Source organism: Actinomadura sp. RB99, assembly GCF_014706005.1.
GTDB lineage: Bacteria > Actinomycetota > Actinomycetes > Streptosporangiales > Streptosporangiaceae > Spirillospora.
The window spans coordinates 13,094-30,035 of record NZ_JABMCA010000006.1 but is presented as its reverse complement, the minus strand read 5'-3'; the positions used below and the strand labels follow the sequence as shown (position 1 = coordinate 30,035).

Sequence of the window (16,942 nt, the reverse complement as noted above, 5' to 3'; positions counted from 1 at the left end):
GGCCGCCGCCCGCGCCGTCCGCCCCCGGACCCGGAGAGTCCCCGCAACGCGAGCGGGCCGGACCTCCAGGAGGTCCGGCCCGCCTTCACCGCGCCCCGCGGGCGCCGTCCGTCAGGACTGCTTCGCCTTGGTGACGAACTGGGTCGTGTAGGTCTTCGACAGGTCCACCTGGTCCTTCTTGCCCTGCACGTTGGGCGAGAACTGGGCCAGCACCTCCAGCACGTTCTTCGCGCCCTCGTCGGGCATGACGCCGTCGCCGTTGAACATGCTGATCGAGTCGGTGATGGCCTTCTCGTACAGCGCCGGGTCGCCGCCCGCGTAGTCGGCCGGCATCTTCGCCGCGATCTCCGCCGGCTTGTGCTGCTTGATCCAGCCGAGCGTCTTGACGAACGCGTTGGCGAGCTTCTGCACCGTCTCGCCGTGCGACTTCACGTAGGAGCAGTCCATGTACAGGGAGCTGGACGGGTACAGCCCGCCGAGCGCCTTGCGGGTGCCGTCCTCGGTCCGCATCTCCACCATGACCTTCGCCTTGCCGGTGCTGACGAGCTTGGCGATGGTCGGGTCGGTGGTCATGCCGGCGTCGATGCCGCCGTTGTCGAGCGTCGAGATGAACGTCGGGCCGGCGCCCGCCTTCACCGTGGTGTAGTCGGAGGTCTTCACGCCGTTGCGGACCGCGAGCGCCCGGGTGATGAAGTCGGTGGACGAGCCGGGGCTGGTCACACCCAGCTTCTTGCCCTTGAACGCGGCGGGCGACGCCAGCGCGGACGCCTTCTTCGCGGCGACCATCTCCGCCTCGCCGGGCACGTCGGCCATCTGCACGACGCTCTGCACGCACTTGCCCTTGGTCTGCAGGTCGATGGTGTGGTCGTAGAACCCGACGACGCCCTGCACGTCGCCGGAGATCAGCACGTTCTCGGCCTGCGCGCCGGCCGGCTCGGTGAGCAGCTGGACGTCGAGGCCCTGCTCCTTGAAGTAGCCGAGCTGCTCGGTCAGCTTGGCCGGCAGGTAGATGACCTTGTCGATGCCGCCGACCATGATCTTGACGGTGCCGCCGTCCTTGCCGCCGCCGTCCCCGCCGCCGCGCGAGTCGCGGCAGGCCGAGACGGACAGGGCGGTGAGGGCGGCGACCGCGGCGGCGGTGACGCGGATCGGGGTGGTGCGCATGGTGGTTCTCCTGGTCGTGCGAAGGGGGTGGGACGGGGCCGGTCAGATCTGCGGGTCGGCCCCGGCGGCCGGCGGGCGCCAGCGCAGCAGCCGGCCCTCGACCGCGGTGAGCAGCCACTCGGCGAGCAGCGCCAGCACCGTGATGATGATCATTCCGGCGTAGATGCCGGCCGAGTCGAAGGTGCCCTGGGAGTGGTTGATGAGCAGGCCGAGGCCCTTGTCGGCGCCGCTGTACTCACCGACGATCGCGCCGATGATCGCGAACCCGAACGCCGAGTGCAGCGAGGCGAGGATCCACGAGGTGGCGCTCGGCACCACGATCGTCCACAGCACCTGCATCCGGCCGGCGCCGAGGATCCGGGCGTTGTTCACCAGGTTCCGGTCGACCTCGCGGGCGCCCTGGAAGGCGTTGAAGAACACCGCGAAGAACACCAGCACGAACGCGGTCGCGATCTTGGACTCCATGCCGAGCCCGAACCAGATCACGAAGAGCGAGGCCAGGATGATCCGCGGGATCGCGTTGACGGCCTTGATGAACGGCGCGCACACGTCGGACAGGTAGCGGCTGCGGCCGAGCACGATGCCGAGCACCACGCCGCCCGCGGCGCCGAGCACGAAGCCCGCCACCGCCTCCTGCAGGGTGTAGGAGATCTGCTCCCAGATCGAGCCCTGCGAGGTCCCGTCGGTGAACCAGCCGGCCAGCCGGCTCCAGATCTTCGACGGCATCGAGTAGTAGAACGGGTCGATCCAGTTGCGGGCGGCCAGCTCCCACGAGCCCAGCCACGCCGCGACCAGCAGGACGCGGACGCCGTTGACGCCGAGCCGGCGGCGCAGCCCGGCCGAGCGCATCCGCGCGATCGCGGCGGACTCGTCCGCCCCGCCGGGCGGCCCGGCCGGGGCCGCCGCTCCCGCGCTCAGTACGTCCTGTCCGGCCCGCGCCTTCTCGGCGGCCTGCACGGTCTCCGACTCACGCGGCATTGCCGGTGCCCCTTTCCCTGGTGATCTGGACCTCTTCGCGCAGCGAGTCCCAGACCTCCCGGTAGATGTCCAGGAACCCGGAGGTGAGCCGGACCTCCTCGGCGTCCCGGGGCCGCTCCAGCGGCACCGTGAACACGCCCTTGATCGTCGCCGGGCCGGCCGTCATCACCACGACCCGGTCGGCGAGGACGAGCGCCTCCTCCAGGTCGTGGGTGACGAACACGACCGCCGCGCCCGAGCCCGACCACAGCCGCAGCAGCTCGTCCTGCATGAGCCCGCGGGTCTGCACGTCCAGGGCCGAGAACGGCTCGTCCATCAGCAGCACCGACGGCTCGTTCACCAGGGTCTGGGCGAGCGCGACGCGCTTGCGCATGCCGCCGGACAGCTGGTGCGGGTAGTAGCCCTCGAAGCCGGCGAGGCCGACCCGGGCGACCCAGTCGCGGGCGCGCTCGCGCGCCGCGCGCTTGCCCGCCCCCCGGTAGCGGGGGCCGGTCGCGACGTTGTCCAGGACGGTCCGCCACGGCAGCACCGCGTCGTTCTGGAACATGTAGCCGACGCCGTCGGGGATGCCCTCGACGGGCCTGCCGTGCACGAGGGCGCTGCCCTCCGACGCCGGCTCCAGGCCGGACACCAGGGACAGGGTGGTGGACTTCCCGCAGCCGGTCGGTCCGACCACGGCGACGAACTCGCCGGCCCGGACGGTCATGTTCAGGTCGCGGACCGCGGTGTGCACGCCGCCGCCGGACGAGCGGAAGCGCTTGGTCGCGCCGCGCAGCTCGATGACGGGATCGCCCGTGCTCACGCGGCCGTCGTCCGCGTTCTCGGGGGTGGTTGCTCGCTTGGGCATGGCGGAACCGTAGGGATGTGGCCCGCGTCACCGGAACCCTTGCCCGCGATGTGCTCGCAAGCCGCGAATCCCCACGTTGAGCGCGTATTCCACACTTCTGCTCTTTTTGCTCGCCGGGGTCTGGGCGGCGGGGCCCGGCGTGACGTACGGTGCGGGTCATGTCCGTCCGGCCCCGCATCCCCTTCGCCCGGCAGGTGCTGATCCTGCAGGTGGGCGTGGTCGTCGTCGTCGCCTGCCTCGGCTACGGGCTGGTCGCCTGGATGCTGGACGGCGAGCTGCGCGACCAGTACGGGCAGCGGGCCCTCACCGTCGCGCGCGCCGTCGCCGTCGACCCGCAGATCGACGCCGCGGTCGCGGCGGGCGACCCCGGCCACGTCGTGCAGGAGCGCGCCGAGCGCGTCCGGATCCGCACCGGCGCGCTGTTCGTGGTGGTGACCGACCGGCGCGGCATCCGGTACTCGCATCCGACGCTGGGCGAGGTCGGCCGGCGGGTCAGCACCGACCCGTCGGAGGCGCTCGCCGGGCACGAGGTCGTCAACATCGAGCGCGGCACGCTCGGCCTGTCGGCGCGCGGCAAGGTCCCGCTGTACGGGCCGCAGGGCGGCGTCCTCGGCGAGGTCAGCGTCGGGTTCGACGCCGGCGCGATCGACCGGGAGCTCGACCACCTGCTGCGCGACCTCACGCTGTTCATCGCCGGCGCCGTGCTGCTCGGCGTGCTGGCCTCCGCCGCGATCGGCCGCCGGCTGAAGCGCCAGACGCTCGGCCTGGAGCCCTACGAGCTGGCCGAGCTGGTGCAGGAGCGGGAGGCCGTCCTGCACGGCGTCGGGGAGGGCGTGGTCGCGGTCGACACCGCGGGCCGGATCGCGGTCTGCAACGACGAGGCGTCCCGGCTCCTCGGCGTCGCCCCCGAGCGCGGCGCGGCCGCCGCCGGGCTCGCGGCGGAGGGCGCGCTGCGGGACGTGCTGACCGGCGCCCGCGAGGCGGCCAACCTGTTCGTCACCGCCGGCGAGCGAGTGCTGGTGGTGAACCGGCGGGAGGTCCGCCGGGACGGCCGCGACCTCGGCGCCGTGGTCACCCTGCGCGACCGCACCGACCTGGAGACCCTCGCCCGCGAGCTGGACTCGGTCAGCACGCTGTTCGACGCGCTGCGCGCGCAGCGGCACGAGTACGCCAACCGGCTGCACACGCTGTCCGGGCTGCTCCAGCTCGGGCACGCCGAGGAGGCCGCCGGCTACCTCGGCGCGCTGATGGACGACGAGGTGGGCCGGCTGCCCGCCGCGGAGGAGCTGCCCGACCCGCTCACTGACCCCTACCTGCGGGCGTTCCTGGCCGCCAAGTCGGCCGTCGCCGCGGAGAAGGGCGTCCGGCTGGACATCGGCTCCACGAGCTACGTGCCGGGCCGGGTCGCCGAGCCGCTGGACGTGACGACGGTCGTCGGCAACCTCGTCGACAACGCCGTCGAGGCGGCCCGGCTGGGCCGGCGGCGGCCCGCCCGGGTCGAGGTCGAGCTGCTCGGCGACGGCCGCGACCTGCACGTCACCGTCGCCGACTCCGGCGACGGGCTGCCGGAGGGGCTGCGCGAGGCCGTCTTCGACGACGGGGTGTCCACCCGGGACGCGGCCGGCGGCCGCTCGCGCGGCCTCGGGCTGGGGCTCGCCCGCCGCACCGCCCGCGCCCGCGACGGCGACGTCGCGTTCGTCGACCCCGGCGGGGACGGGACGGGCGCGGTCGCGGTGGCCCGGCTGCCCGGCGTCCTCGGCGCGGAGGCGGTCCGGTGAGCGGGCACGGAGACGGTCGGGCGACCGGGCGCGGGACCGGCGCGGAGAGCCGGGCCGGCGGCGCGGCGGTGGAACGGGGAGGCGGCGCGCTGATCGGCGTGCTGGTGGTGGACGACGACTTCCGGGTGGCGCAGGTGCACGCCGGATTCGTGGCGGGCCTGCCCGGCTTCGCCGTCACGGGCCTCGCGCACACCGCCGCCGAGGCCCGCTCGATGGCCGCCGAGCTGGCGCCCGACCTGGTCCTGCTGGACGTCTACCTCCCGGACGAGCCGGGCCTAGCGCTGCTGCCCGAGCTGTCCGCGGACGTGATCATGGCGACCGCGGCGGCGGACCCCGGCGTCGTCCGCGAGGCGCTCGCGGGCGGCGCGCTGCACTACCTGATCAAGCCGTTCACCGCCGCCGCGCTCGGCGAACGGCTCACCGCGTACGCGCGCTACCGGGCGGCGCTGTCCGGCGGCGAGCTGTCGCAGGCGGCGCTCGACGACGCGCTGCGCACCCTGTACGCGCCGCTGCACGCCCAGCCCGCCGCGCCGAAGGGGCAGTCGCCGGTGACGGCCCGGCTGATCGCCGAGGCGCTGCGGGCGGCGGACGAGCCGCGCTCGGCGGCCGAGGTCGCCGACCTGGTCGGGATCTCCCGCGCCACCGCGCAGCGCTACCTCGCCGGGCTCGCCGAGGCCGGCCGGGTCGTGGTGACGCTGCGCTACGGCGCGACGGGCCGCCCCGAGCACCAGTACGCGTGGTCGCCGCGGTAGAGCCCGGCGAGGACGTCCTCGATGCCGGCCTCGCGCAGCGAGATGTCGCGGACCTCGTGGCGCTGCGCGAGCGCCGCCACCAGCGCCGCGGCGTTCTCCTCGCGCGGGACCCGCAGCCACTGCCGCGCCCCCTCGACCCGCTCGGCCCGGATCTCCCCGAGCACGATCGGCGGCGCCGGCTCGGCCAGCTCGACCACCAGGGTCCGGTCGGCGTCGACGGTGCGGCGCAACTCGTCCAGCCCGCCGTCGTAGGCGAGCCGGCCGCGGTCGATGATCAGCACGCGCCGGCAGAGCCGCTCGATGTCGCCGAGGTCGTGCGTGGTCAGCAGGATCGTGGTGCCGCGCTCGGCGTTGGTCCGCTCCAGGAAGTCCCGGACGGTCGTCTTGCTCACCACGTCCAGCCCGATCGTCGGCTCGTCGAGCACCAGCAGCTCCGGGTCGTGCAGCAGCGCGGCGGCGAGGTCGCCGCGCATCCGCTGGCCGAGGCTGAGCTGCCGGACCGGCGTGTGCAGGAACGGTTCCAGCTCCAGCAGCGCGGTCAGCTCCGCCAGCCGCTCCCGGTGCGCCGCCGCGTCCACCCGGTACAGCCGCCGGACGAGGGCGAGGCTGTCGCGCAGCGGCAGGTCCCACCAGAGGGTCGTGCGCTGCCCGAAGACGACGCCGATCCGGCGGGCGAGGGCCGTCCGGCGGCGCGAGGGGTCCAGGCCGCACACCCGCAGCGTGCCGGACGAGGCGGTCAGGATCCCGGTGAGCATCTTGATGGTCGTCGACTTGCCGGCGCCGTTCGGCCCGAGGTAGCCGACGAACTCGCCGGGCGCGACCGTGAACGACACCCCGTCGACGGCGCGCAGGGCCGCCCGGGCGCGCCGCCGGCCGCCCGCGCGCCCGCGGACCGTGAACGACTTGACGACGTCCGCCGCCCGGATCACCGGCTCGGCCCCGGACCCCGCACCGGTCCCCGCCTCCCGCATCGGCCTCAGCTCCCCGTCGATCGGTAGTGCCGGATCCCCGCCCGCCACGCCAGCGCCGCCGCCCCGCACAGCACCGCCGCGACGGCGGGCGAGGCGAACCGCGCCGCCGCCGGCAGCCCTAGCGGGTCCGGCCGGTCCAGGATGTACAGCGCGGGCTGCCAGTTGACGAACGCGAGCGGTACGACGAAGGTCACCCCGCGCACGAAGTCGCGGCCGAACATCGTCATCGGGTACTGCGTCAAGTACGCGCCGCCGTAGGTGAGCGACTTCGTGGCGCCGTGGCTGTCGACCATGACGAACTGCACGGCCGCCGTCAGCACCCACAGCCCCGCGAAGATCGCTGTCCCGGACGCGACCATCAGCGGGAGCGCGGCGGCCCGGCCCGGCGTCCACGGCACGTCCAGCCGCGGCAGCACGAGCGCCAGGACGGCGACCGCCGGGACGAGCTTGCCGAGCCGGCGGGGCGAGAACTGCTCGGTCGCGATCTGGACCAGCGGGCTGACCGGCCGCACCAGCACCGCGTCCAGGGTGCCCAGCCGGACGCGCTCGCCGAGCTGCTCGGTCGTGCCGAGCAAAACATCGGAGATCGCGAACGAGAGCGCGCTCGTCCCGTACAGGAACAGCACCTCCGCCGCGGTGAAGCCGGCGATGCGGGGCGCGCGGGAGAACAGCACCAGGACGGCCACCGCGTCGAGCCCGCCGACGACCGCGGTCGCCAGCGACAGCAGCACCATGGACACCGGGAACCGGCCCGCCGCCCGCAGCCACGTCCACGCCAGCAGCCCGTACATCCGCACCGGCCGCGCGCCGCCGTCAGCCACCGTGGATCACCAGCCTCCGCCGTGCGGCGCGGGTCAGCAGCCATCCGGCGGCGAGCAGCGCGGCGGCCCACCCGGCCTGGAACGCGAGCGCGCCGAGCAGGCCGGCGCCGGAGCGGCGGCCGAGGAACACGTCCGCCGGCACCTGGATCTGCGCCGACCACGGCAGCGCCCGCGCGACGTCCCCGAGCCGGCCGGGGAAGACCACCAGCGGCAGGATCATCCCGGAGAAGAACAGCGACATCACCAGCGCGACCGCGTTCAGGCCCCGGTCGTCGTGCAGCCAGAACATCCCGAGCGCCACCAGGTAGCGGATCGCGAAGCCGACCAGCGCGCCCAGCAGCACCGCCGCCGCGAACGCCGCCAGGCCCGCCGGGCCCGGCGCGCGGAAGGGGAACGCCAGCGCGCCCGCGACCAGCGGCGGCCCGGCGCGCAGCACCAGCGACCCGGCGGCGCGGCCGAGGTCCTCGGCCAGCCACCAGCCCAGCAGCCCGACCGGCCGGTGCAGGTCGATCGCGATGTCGCCGTTGCGGATCCGCTCGGTGAGGTCCATCCCGCCGAAGATCTGCACGGGGCCGATCAGCGCCTGGGTGATGAAGCAGAAGGTGACGGCGTCGGCCGCGGCGTAGCCGCCGAGCGCGGGACGCGCGTGCCAGAGCGCGAGCAGCACGTAGGCGCGGATGAAGCCGAAGGCGGTGTTGGTCAGCGACTCGGCGAGGGAGCCGAGCGGGTAGGCGGTGTGGCGCCGGAAGCCGTACCACCACACCCACGGAAGGACGCCCACTCGCCGAGAGCCTAGACAAGGCACGGCCCGGCGACCACGTAATTTCGCACAGTGGCCGCCGGGCCGTTGACCCGGGTGATGCTCGCCGCGGGTCGGCGAGGGCTTCGGGCCGTCAGCCCTGCGGGAGGTCCGGCTTGATCGGGGAGTACAGCCAGTCCTTGAAGAACTGCGTCAGGTCCTGGCCGGAGACCTTCTGGGCCAGGGCGGTGAACTGCTCGGTGGTGCCGTTGCCGTACTTGTGCTGGGCGTACCAGGTGCGCAGCACCGTGAAGAACTTGTCGTCGCCGATCTTCTCGCGGAGGAACTCCAGCGCCATCCCGCCGCCGCTGTAGACCCGCTGGTTGAACATGGTGTCGCGCTGCGGGTCGGCGGTCACGACCGACCAGAAGGGACGGCCCGCCGGGTCCGGGAAGGGGCGCGAGTTGTAGGTGGTGCGGGCCCGGTCGTGGACGGTCGCGCCGCCGTGCTTCTCGCCCCAGTACCACTCGGCGAAGGTCGCGAAGCTCTCGTTCAGCCACACGTCCTTCCAGCGCTCCGGGGACACCGCGTCGCCGAACCATTGGTGCGCCAGCTCGTGCGCGATCGTGGAGGTGCTGCGGACGGCGGAGTAGACCGGCTTGCTCTGCGTCTCCAGGGAGAAGCCGAGGGGGTCGCCGTTGTAGCGGGCGTCGTCGGCGATGGCGCCGGTCGTCTCGAACGCGTACTTGCCGAACAGCGACGACCACAGGTCGGTGGCCTCGCTCGTGGTGTCGAAGAAGAAGTTCACCGCGTCCGGCTGGTTCTGGAGCAGCACCGGGTCCACGGCGGTGTAGTTGCCGACGCCGCCGGGCGACTCGCCCTGCTTGACGTCCCACTTGCCGATGTCGATGGTCGCGAGGTAGCTGGCCATCGGGTACCGCTCGCGCCACTTGTACGTGCTGGCGGCGGTCGCGGCGGAGCGGCGGCTGAACGCCGCGTTCCCGCTGTGCTGCCCGTCGGGCAGCCCGTTGGCGACCACGGTCAGCCCCTTCGGCACCGTGACCTCGAAGTCGTAGGTGGCCTTGTCGCTCGGGTGGTCGTTGACCGGGAACCAGGTGGACGCGCCGTTGGGCTCGTCGCCGACGAACGCGCCGTCCGGGGTGTGCAGGAACCCGTAGGGGGAGCCGAACACGATCGGGGAGCCCACGATCGTCTGGGGGACGCCGCCGTAGGTGATGACGGTGGTGAACGTCCTGCCCTTGCGCAGGCCCTTGTGCGGTGTGATGACGAGTTCCTGGCCGCGCCGCTTGAAGTCGGCCTTGTGCCGGTCGACCTTGACGCGCTGGACGTCCATGCCGGACAGGTCCAGGTCGAAGCTCGACAGGTCCTGGGTCGCGCGCGCCGTCATGGTGACGACGCCGTCGAGCTGGTCGTAGTCGGGGTCGTAGGTGAGGTCCAGGGAGTAGTTCTGCGCGTCGTAGCCGCCGTTGCCCTCGAGCGGGAAGTAGGCGTCGCCGACGCCCTCGGCGCCGGGCGTGTAGCGGTGCTGCGCGGCGGACGCCGAGGGGGCGAGCGCGACCACGCAGAGGGCGGCGACGGCGATCGGGAGCGTGCGCCCGGGGGTCGCCCGGAACGGATGGAGGCGGGGGTGGCGCTGCGCCATCGGAAGGATCCTCTCCCTTGAGTGATCACAAGCGTGCTTACGATGCCCTCAATAGCGCCACATGTCGAGACTTCCTCCCCATTTGGCCGATCTTGGTCCGGGCGCCGGCGGCCCTCCGCCCCGGCCCGGCCCCGGCCCGGTCCCGGCCCGGTCCCGGCCTCGTTCCGGCGCTGGCCCCGGACCTCGTGCGGACATCAGAAGGCCCCCGCGGGTGTAGGGACGCGGGGGCCTTCTGCTGGGGATCAGACCTGGGGCGACAGGTCTGGATCAGCTCACTGGTCGGGACCGGCTCAGTGGAACTGGCCCTCCTCGGTGGAGCCCTTCAGCGCCGTGGTGGACGAGTCCGGCGCGATCGCGGTGCTCACCATGTCGAAGTAGCCGGTGCCGGCCTCGCGCTGGTGCTTGACCGCGGTGAAGCCCTTCTCGGCCGCCGCGAACTCGCGCTCCTGCAGCTCGACGTAGGCCGTCATGCCCTCGCGGGCGTAGCCGTGCGCCAGGTCGAACATGCCGTAGTTGAGGGCGTGGAAGCCGGCCAGCGTGATGAACTGGAACTTGAAGCCCATGTGGCCGAGCTCGCGCTGGAACTTGGCGATGGTCGCGTCGTCCAGGTGCGCCTTCCAGTTGAAGGACGGCGAGCAGTTGTAGGCCAGCATCTGGTCCGGGTACTCGGCCTTGACCGCCTCGGCGAACTTGCGCGCCTGCTCCAGGTCCGGGGTGCCGGTCTCCATCCAGATGAGGTCGGAGTACGGCGCGTAGGCCTTGGCGCGGGCGATGCAGGGCTCGATGCCGTTGCGGACGCGGTAGAAGCCCTCGGCGGTGCGCTCGCCGGTGATGAACTCGCGGTCGCGCTCGTCCACGTCCGTCGTGATCAGGGTCGCGGCCTCGGCGTCGGTCCGCGCGATGATCAGGGACGGCACGTTGGAGATGTCCGCCGCGAGGCGGGCGGTGTTGAGGGTCTTGATGTGCTGCGAGGTCGGGATGAGGACCTTGCCGCCGAGGTGGCCGCACTTCTTCTCGGAGGCCAGCTGGTCCTCCCAGTGCACGCCCGCGGCGCCCGCGGCGATCATGCCCTTCATCAGCTCGAAGGCGTTCAGCACGCCGCCGAAGCCGGCCTCGGCGTCGGCCACGATCGGGGCGAGGAAGTGCGTGTCGCCCTCACCCTCGGCCCACTGGACCTGGTCGGCGCGCAGCAGCGCGTTGTTGATGCGGCGCACGACGGCCGGGACCGAGTTCGCCGGGTAGATGCTCTGGTCCGGGTAGGTCTGGCCCGCCAGGTTGGCGTCCGCCGCGACCTGCCAGCCGGACAGGTAGATGGCCTTGAGGCCGGCCTTCACCTGCTGGACGGCCTGGAGCCCGGTGAGCGCGCCGAGGGAGTGGACGTAGTCCTCCTCGTGCAGGAGCTTCCAGAGCCGCTCGGCGCCGAGGCGCGCGAGGGTGTGCTCCTCCTGGACCGAGCCGCGGATGCGGACGACGTCCTCGGCGGAGTAGGTCCGCTCGATGCCCTTCCAGCGCTCGTCGGTCTCCCACTGCCGCTGCAGCTCCTCGGCTGCGCCCTTGAGGCGACTGTCGCTCATCGTCTTGCCCTTCCGTGTCGTCCCCTGGGTGCTTGGACATGACTATGCCCGGACTTCAACCCCTTAATGAACTCGTGAGTAACAGAAGAACTGCGAAATTTCCGCTACGATGAAGCCGTGACGACCTTGCGGCCAGAAGAACCCCTCAACTTGACGAGCGATGTAGACCTCGTCACCTTCGGGCAGCGGCTCCGCCACCTGCGGCGCAGCCGCGGCATGACGCTGTCGGACCTCGGCGAGCGCGTCGGGCGCGCCCCGTCCCAGCTCTCGCTGCTGGAGAACGGCCGGCGCGAGCCCAAGCTGTCGCTGCTGCAGTCCCTCGCCGCCGCGCTGGAGTGCCCGGTGGAGGAGCTGCTGCGCCGCCAGCCGCCGAGCCGCCGCGCGCAGCTGGAGATCCAGCTGGAGGAGGCGCAGCGCGACCCGCTGTACCGCACCCTCGGGCTGTCGCACCTCAAGGTCGGCAAGCGGATGCCGAACGAGGTGATCGAGCACATCCTCGCCCTTTACGGGGAGCTGAAGCGCAGCCGCACCAAGCCGACCGCCAGCCCCGAGGAGGCGCGCAAGGCCAACGCCGAGCTGCGCCGCCAGATGCACGAGCGCGGCAACCACTTCCCCGACATCGAGAGGGTCGCGGCGCAGACCCTCGACGCCGTCGGCTACCGGGGCGGCGCGGTCTCCCAGGGCATGCTGATGACCCTGGTCGGCCACTTCGGCTTCAGCCTGCAGTACGTCCAGGACCTGCCGCGCTCCGTCCGGTCCGTCACCGACCTGCGCAACCGGCGGATCTACCTGGAGCGCGAGCAGCTCGGCATGCACACGCCCCGGACGATCCTGCTGCAGACGCTCGGGCACATCGCGCTCGACCACGACCAGCCCCGCGACTTCGCCGACTTCCTGCGCCAGCGCGTCGAGGCCAACTACTTCGGCGCCGCGATCCTGATGCCCGAGCGCAGCGTCGTGCCGTTCCTGCAGGAGGCCAAGGCCGCGCGCGAGCTGTCGGTGGAGGACCTCGCCGACGTGTTCTCGGTGTCCTACGAGATGGCCGCGCACCGCTTCACCAACGTCGCCACCCACCATCTCGGGCTGCAGTTGCACTTCACCAAGAACGACGAGAACGGCACGATCTACAAGGCGTACGCCAACGACGGCCTGGCGTTCCCGCAGGACGAGGACGGCGCGATCGAGGGCCAGCGGATGTGCCGCGAGTGGGCCGGCCGGCACGTGTTCGGCGCGGAGGACCGCTTCTCCGTCTACTACCAGTACACCGACACCCCCCACGGGACCTACTGGTGCCTGTCGCACATCGACCCGAGCCACGAGCGCGACTTCGCGATCACGCTCGGCGTCCGGTTCGAGGACTCGCGCTGGTTCCGCGGCCGGGAGACCACCCGCCGGGTCAAGTCGGCGTGCCCGGACGGGGACTGCTGCCAGCGCCCGCCCAAGGAGCTGGCCGAACGGTGGGAGGGCATGGCCTGGCCGTCGGCCCGCGCGCACTCGCACGTGCTGTCGGTGCTGCCGCCCGGAGCCTTCCCCGGCGTGGACGACGCCGACGTCTACGAGTTCCTGGACAAGCACGCCGCCGAATGACGGGTGTGTTGCGCCGGTGTCAACTCTTCGGGTCGGCTGCCCGTTCGCCGCGCGGACGGTGAATGATCTGGACGTATCCGGTGTTCACTCAAGGTGAGGGCCGGTCACGGGACCGTCCGCACGGGAGGGGGAGCGCGTGCTGCCAGAGGTCGCTTCATGGTTGCGGCGCCGTACGAGCACGGCCGAGGACTGGCCGGCGCACGTCCTGCTGGACGCCAAGGACGGCACCGGGATCAGCGTCGTGCTGCCCGCGCGCGACGAGGAGGCGACCGTCGGCGCGATCGTCGCCGCCGTCCGCACCGACCTGATGGAGCGGGTCCCGCTGGTCGACGAGATCGTCGTGGTGGACTCCCGCTCCACCGACCGGACCGCCGCCGTGGCCGCCGCGGCGGGCGCGGAGGTCGTCGCGCAGGACGAGGTGCTGCCCGGGGAGGGCCGGATGTCCGGCAAGGGTGAGGCGCTGTGGAAGTCGCTCGCCGCCACCACCGGCGACCTGATCGTGTTCGTGGACGCCGACCTGCGCGGCTTCACCTCGTCCTACGTCACCGGGCTGCTCGGCCCGCTGCTGACCGACCCGTCCGTCGGCTACGTGAAGGGCTGCTACGACCGCCCGCTGATGGAGGGGGAGCGGCGCGTCGAGGGCGGTGGCGGACGGGTCACCGAGCTGGTCGCCCGCCCGCTGATCAACATGCACTGGCCGCTGCTGGCCGGGGTGATGCAGCCGCTCGGCGGCGAGTACGCGGGCCGCCGCGCGCTGCTGGAGCGGCTGCCGTTCGTGACCGGCTACGGCGTGGAGCTCGGCCTGCTGCTGGACGTCTACCAGGACGCCGGGCTGGACGCGATCGCGCAGGTCGACCTCGGCCGCCGGGTGCACGCGCACCAGTCCACCGAGGCGCTCGGTGCGATGTCCGGCCAGATCATGCTGACCGCCTGGTCGCGGCTGGAGCGGCACGGCCGGATGATCCCGCTGGGCGCGCCCGCGACCGCGCTGACCCAGTTCCGCCGGTCCGCCGCCGGGCACGACGCCCGGACCAGCGACGTCGCCGTGGGGGAGCGCCCGCCGATGATCGAGGTGCCCGGCTACGCCGCCGCGCGCTCCTTCTCTCCCGGCCGCGGCTGACCCGCCGCCCCCCGCCTCCGCGCCCCTTTCCCGGCTGTGACTCCGGCCACCTGTTACCCGCGGTAGCACGCAATGCTGCTACCGTTGGTAACAGGCGATATTGGAGAAAGGGTCAATAATCATGACGAGCGCGGAGTCCACGCCGTTCTCGCTGGAGCTCAGCGAGGACGTGCGCGAGGTCAGGGACTGGGTGCACGAGTTCGCCAAGGACGTCATCCGCCCGGCCGCCGAGGAGTGGGACGAGCGGGAGGAGACCCCCTGGCCGCTCATCCAGGAGGCGTCCAAGGTCGGGATCTACTCGCTGGACTTCTTCGCCACCCAGTGGCTGGAGCCGACCGGCCTCGGCATCCCGGTGGCGTTCGAGGAGCTGTTCTGGGGCGACGCCGGCATCGCGCTGTCGATCGTCGGCACCGGCCTCGCCGCCGCGTCCGTGGCCGCCGTCGGCACCCCCGAGCAGGTCACCGAGTGGGTGCCGCAGATGTTCGGCACCACCGACGACGTCAAGCTCGGCGCGTTCTGCGCCTCCGAGCCCGACGCGGGCAGCGACGTGGGCTCCATCCGGACCCGCGCCGTCTTCGACGAGGCCAAGGACGAGTGGGTGCTGAACGGCACCAAGACCTGGGCGACCAACGGCGGCATCGCCGACGTCCACGTCGTCGTCGCCTCGGTGTACCCCGAGCTCGGCAGCCGCGGCCAGGCCAGCTTCATCGTCCCGCCGAACACCCCCGGTCTCCGGCAGGGGCAGAAGTTCAAGAAGCACGGCATCCGCGCCTCCCACACCGCCGAGGTCGTCCTCGACGACGTGCGCGTCCCGAGCCACCACATCGTCGGCGGCAAGGAGAAGTTCGACGAGCGCATCGCCCGGACCCGCGAGGGCAAGAGTTCCAAGGGCCAGGCCGCGCTGAAGACGTTCGAGACCACCCGGCCGTCCGTCGGCGCGATGGCCCTCGGCGTCGGCCGGGCCGCCTACGACTACGCGCTGCAGTACGCGCGGGAGCGCGAGCAGTTCGGCAAGAAGATCGGCGACTTCCAGGCCATCGCCTTCAAGCTGGCCGACATGAAGACCCGCCTGGACGCCGCCCGCCTGATGGTGTGGCGGGCCGCCTGGATGGCGCGCAACGGCAAGGACTTCGAGAACGCCGAGGGCTCGATGGCCAAGCTCATCGCCAGCGAGATGTCGGTGTACGTCACCGAGGAGGCGATCCAGATCCTCGGCGGCAACGGCTACACCCGCGAGTACCCGGTGGAGCGGATGCACCGCGACTCCAAGATCTTCACGATCTTCGAGGGCACCAGCGAGATCCAGCGCCTGGTCATCGGCCGCACCGTCACCGGCCTGCCGGTCCGCTAGCGGACCCCTCGCCGGCGGCGCGGTCGCGGGATCGCGGCGCCGCTACAGGATCGCGGCGTCGTACAGGATCCGCTTCATCGCCGGCACGGGCAGGCCGGGATTGCGCGCCGCGCTCCCGGCCGCGTCCGGGTCGTCGAGCAGCTCCAGCAGCCGGGCCTCCGGCAGCCGGGCGTCGCGCGCCGCCGCGGCGCGCACGCCCGGCTCCTCGTCCCGGCTGAGCCGCTCGACGGCCGGCGCCGGCAGCTCCGGGTCGCGCAGCGCCAGCGTCCGCGCGACCGGGTCGTCCGACTCCGCGAGGCGGGCGAGGCCCGCGCACGGGAAGTTCGGATGCCCGGTGCGGTCCAGCCGGGTGATGAACGGCGACTCCAGCGCGACCGACAGCAGCAGCTCACCGGGCGGATCGGGATGCTTCTCCGACAGCAGCAGCCGGACGACGAAGTCCTCGTCGCCCGCCAGCCGCGCGACCAGGTCGGGCGGCAGGTGCGGGCTGTACGCCGCGAACCGGCGCAGCCCGGTGTGCGCGGAGGTGGCGTACCGCCGCATCAGGTCGAGGTCGTCCAGCCGGTCCCAGAACCATCCCGGAGGGCGGAGATGATCCTCGGGCCCCACGCGGTAGTCGATCGCCGCGCGCTGCTCCTCGGTCAGCTCGGGGCGCAGCGACACCGCGAGCCGCACCTCGTGCTCGGGGTCGCCCGCCAGCTCGGCGACGAGGTCGGGCGGCAGGCTCAGGTTCGCCGCGACGGCCTTCCGGACGGCGCTCCGCCCGTCCCGGCACAGCGCGGCCGCCTGCCCCGGATCCAGCGGGACGCGCGCCACGACGTCGGGGTCCCCGGCGGCGAGCAGCGGCGCGGCCACGTCGGGACGGCGCCGGGCGGCGAGCGCGACGGCCGCGCGCCGGACCTCCGGATCGGGGTCGCCCAGCGCCGCGTCGACGATCTCCTCCGGCGGCTCCGGCCAGGTGCGCAGGACGCCGCGCCGGACCCGGGCGTCCGGATCCGCCGCGAGCGCCGCGCGGACGCCGTCGGGGAGGTCGCGGTCGAGGACGGCGTCGCGGACGCGCGGGTCCGGGTCGGCGGCAAGCCGCAGGACGACGTCCGCGGGCAGGGGCTTGCGGGGCTGCCGGTACTCGGGGATCGCGGCGAGCGACCGGCGCACGTCCGGGTCGGGATCGTCGGCGAGCAGCGCGCGGATCTCCGCCGGCGCGTGGCCCGACACGGCGACCAGCCGCCGGGCGTGCGGGTCCGGATGCCGGACGGCGGCCTCGTACACCGCGTCCGGTACGTCCGCGCGGCGCAGCAGGGCGTGCCGCATGCGCGGTTCCGCGCGTTCCAGGATCAGCAGCAGGTACTCGACCGGGGCGGCGGGGTTCGTCGCCACGCCCTCCAGCCGCACCGAGTAGAGCGTCCGCACCCCCGCGACCTCCTCACGCCGGCCACCGATCACGGTAGCCGCTGCGGCCGCCCGCCGGGAAGGGCGCGAGGCGGCGGACAACCCCCAGGCCAGGCGGTGTTGTCACCGGGTAACACCCGCGGATACCGTTCGGTGTATGCCCGCCTGCCCAGCGCTCACCCCGCCCCACGCGCGTCCCGCGCGCACC

14 protein-coding genes are annotated in these 16,942 nt (G+C 73.0%); 5 read left to right on the top strand and 9 right to left on the bottom strand.

The window, feature by feature from the left end; translation table 11 throughout:
• Window positions 1–111: 111 nt before the first annotated feature.
• The 3 genes from amrb99_RS07795 to amrb99_RS07785 are packed head-to-tail and all read right to left on the bottom strand — an operon-like array spanning window position 112 to window position 2,989.
• Entirely contained in the window at window positions 112–1,164 is a 1,053-nt protein-coding gene (locus amrb99_RS07795) for an ABC transporter substrate-binding protein (protein WP_190854051.1), read from the bottom strand.
• 42 nt (window positions 1,165–1,206) lie between these two features.
• On the bottom strand, window positions 1,207–2,142 hold the full coding sequence (locus amrb99_RS07790; protein WP_241755360.1) for an ABC transporter permease: 936 nt from the start codon (window positions 2,140–2,142) through the stop codon (window positions 1,207–1,209).
• Window positions 2,132–2,989 carry an ABC transporter ATP-binding protein gene (locus tag amrb99_RS07785; RefSeq protein WP_190854045.1) on the bottom strand — a complete coding sequence of 286 codons (858 nt, stop codon included), beginning with the start codon at window positions 2,987–2,989 and terminating at the stop codon, window positions 2,132–2,134. The genes amrb99_RS07790 and amrb99_RS07785 overlap by 11 nt, the downstream gene beginning before the upstream one ends.
• A gap of 158 nt (window positions 2,990–3,147) precedes the next feature.
• On the opposite strand from amrb99_RS07785, the gene amrb99_RS07780 reads away from it, so the two are divergent.
• Together amrb99_RS07780 and amrb99_RS07775 are read left to right on the top strand one after the other, a co-directional pair.
• Window positions 3,148–4,767 carry a sensor histidine kinase gene (locus amrb99_RS07780; protein WP_190854044.1) on the top strand — a complete coding sequence of 540 codons (1,620 nt, stop codon included), beginning with the start codon at window positions 3,148–3,150 and terminating at the stop codon, window positions 4,765–4,767.
• Window positions 4,764–5,519 carry a response regulator gene (locus amrb99_RS07775; protein ID WP_347256582.1) on the top strand — a complete coding sequence of 252 codons (756 nt, stop codon included), beginning with the start codon at window positions 4,764–4,766 and terminating at the stop codon, window positions 5,517–5,519. The genes amrb99_RS07780 and amrb99_RS07775 overlap by 4 nt, the downstream gene beginning before the upstream one ends.
• Here amrb99_RS07775 and amrb99_RS07770 read toward each other — a convergent pair.
• The 5 genes from amrb99_RS07770 to aceA form a co-directional block, all read right to left on the bottom strand.
• Entirely contained in the window at window positions 5,468–6,490 is a 1,023-nt protein-coding gene (locus amrb99_RS07770; protein WP_190854043.1) for an ATP-binding cassette domain-containing protein, read from the bottom strand. The two genes, amrb99_RS07775 and amrb99_RS07770, sit on opposite strands and share 52 nt — an antisense overlap.
• Before the next feature lie 5 nt (window positions 6,491–6,495).
• On the bottom strand, window positions 6,496–7,281 hold the full coding sequence (locus amrb99_RS07765) for an ABC-2 family transporter protein (protein WP_190854430.1): 786 nt from the start codon (window positions 7,279–7,281) through the stop codon (window positions 6,496–6,498).
• Window positions 7,282–7,303: 22 nt separating this feature from the next.
• Window positions 7,304–8,092 (bottom strand): ABC-2 family transporter protein, encoded by a 789-nt coding sequence (locus amrb99_RS07760; RefSeq protein ID WP_190854042.1) that lies wholly within the window; start codon window positions 8,090–8,092, stop codon window positions 7,304–7,306.
• A gap of 112 nt (window positions 8,093–8,204) precedes the next feature.
• Entirely contained in the window at window positions 8,205–9,713 is a 1,509-nt protein-coding gene (locus tag amrb99_RS07755) for a M1 family metallopeptidase (protein ID WP_190854035.1), read from the bottom strand.
• Between the two features lie 290 nt (window positions 9,714–10,003).
• Window positions 10,004–11,287, bottom strand: coding sequence for an isocitrate lyase (gene aceA / locus amrb99_RS07750; RefSeq protein WP_190854032.1), 1,284 nt, complete (start codon window positions 11,285–11,287; stop codon window positions 10,004–10,006).
• Window positions 11,288–11,437: 150 nt separating this feature from the next.
• Between aceA and amrb99_RS07745 the strand changes: the two genes are divergently transcribed.
• The 3 genes from amrb99_RS07745 to amrb99_RS07735 all read left to right on the top strand — a co-directional run bounded on the left by amrb99_RS07745 (window position 11,438) and on the right by amrb99_RS07735 (window position 15,345).
• Entirely contained in the window at window positions 11,438–12,874 is a 1,437-nt protein-coding gene (locus amrb99_RS07745) for a helix-turn-helix domain-containing protein (RefSeq protein WP_190854029.1), read from the top strand.
• A 136-nt stretch (window positions 12,875–13,010) separates the two neighbouring features.
• On the top strand, window positions 13,011–13,994 hold the full coding sequence (locus tag amrb99_RS07740; RefSeq protein WP_190854026.1) for a glucosyl-3-phosphoglycerate synthase: 984 nt from the start codon (window positions 13,011–13,013) through the stop codon (window positions 13,992–13,994).
• Between the two features lie 121 nt (window positions 13,995–14,115).
• Window positions 14,116–15,345 (top strand): acyl-CoA dehydrogenase family protein, encoded by a 1,230-nt coding sequence (locus amrb99_RS07735; protein ID WP_190854024.1) that lies wholly within the window; start codon window positions 14,116–14,118, stop codon window positions 15,343–15,345.
• Between the two features lie 42 nt (window positions 15,346–15,387).
• On the opposite strand, the gene amrb99_RS07730 is transcribed toward amrb99_RS07735, so the two are convergent.
• Entirely contained in the window at window positions 15,388–16,755 is a 1,368-nt protein-coding gene (locus amrb99_RS07730; protein WP_206699861.1) for a hypothetical protein, read from the bottom strand.
• Between the last annotated feature and the right edge of the window lie 187 nt (window positions 16,756–16,942).

Coding starts and splice junctions, on each gene's coding strand:
- aceA (WP_190854032.1), bottom strand. CDS start 11,287: ATGAGCGACAGTCGCCTCAAGGGCGCAGCCGAGGAGCTGCAGCGGCAG.
- amrb99_RS07785 (WP_190854045.1), bottom strand. CDS start 2,989: ATGCCCAAGCGAGCAACCACCCCCGAGAACGCGGACGACGGCCGCGTG.
- amrb99_RS07735 (WP_190854024.1), top strand. CDS start 14,116: ATGACGAGCGCGGAGTCCACGCCGTTCTCGCTGGAGCTCAGCGAGGAC.
- amrb99_RS07780 (WP_190854044.1), top strand. CDS start 3,148: ATGTCCGTCCGGCCCCGCATCCCCTTCGCCCGGCAGGTGCTGATCCTG.
- amrb99_RS07755 (WP_190854035.1), bottom strand. CDS start 9,713: ATGGCGCAGCGCCACCCCCGCCTCCATCCGTTCCGGGCGACCCCCGGG.
- amrb99_RS07765 (WP_190854430.1), bottom strand. CDS start 7,281: ATGTACGGGCTGCTGGCGTGGACGTGGCTGCGGGCGGCGGGCCGGTTC.
- amrb99_RS07790 (WP_241755360.1), bottom strand. CDS start 2,142: ATGCCGCGTGAGTCGGAGACCGTGCAGGCCGCCGAGAAGGCGCGGGCC.
- amrb99_RS07795 (WP_190854051.1), bottom strand. CDS start 1,164: ATGCGCACCACCCCGATCCGCGTCACCGCCGCCGCGGTCGCCGCCCTC.
- amrb99_RS07770 (WP_190854043.1), bottom strand. CDS start 6,490: ATGCGGGAGGCGGGGACCGGTGCGGGGTCCGGGGCCGAGCCGGTGATC.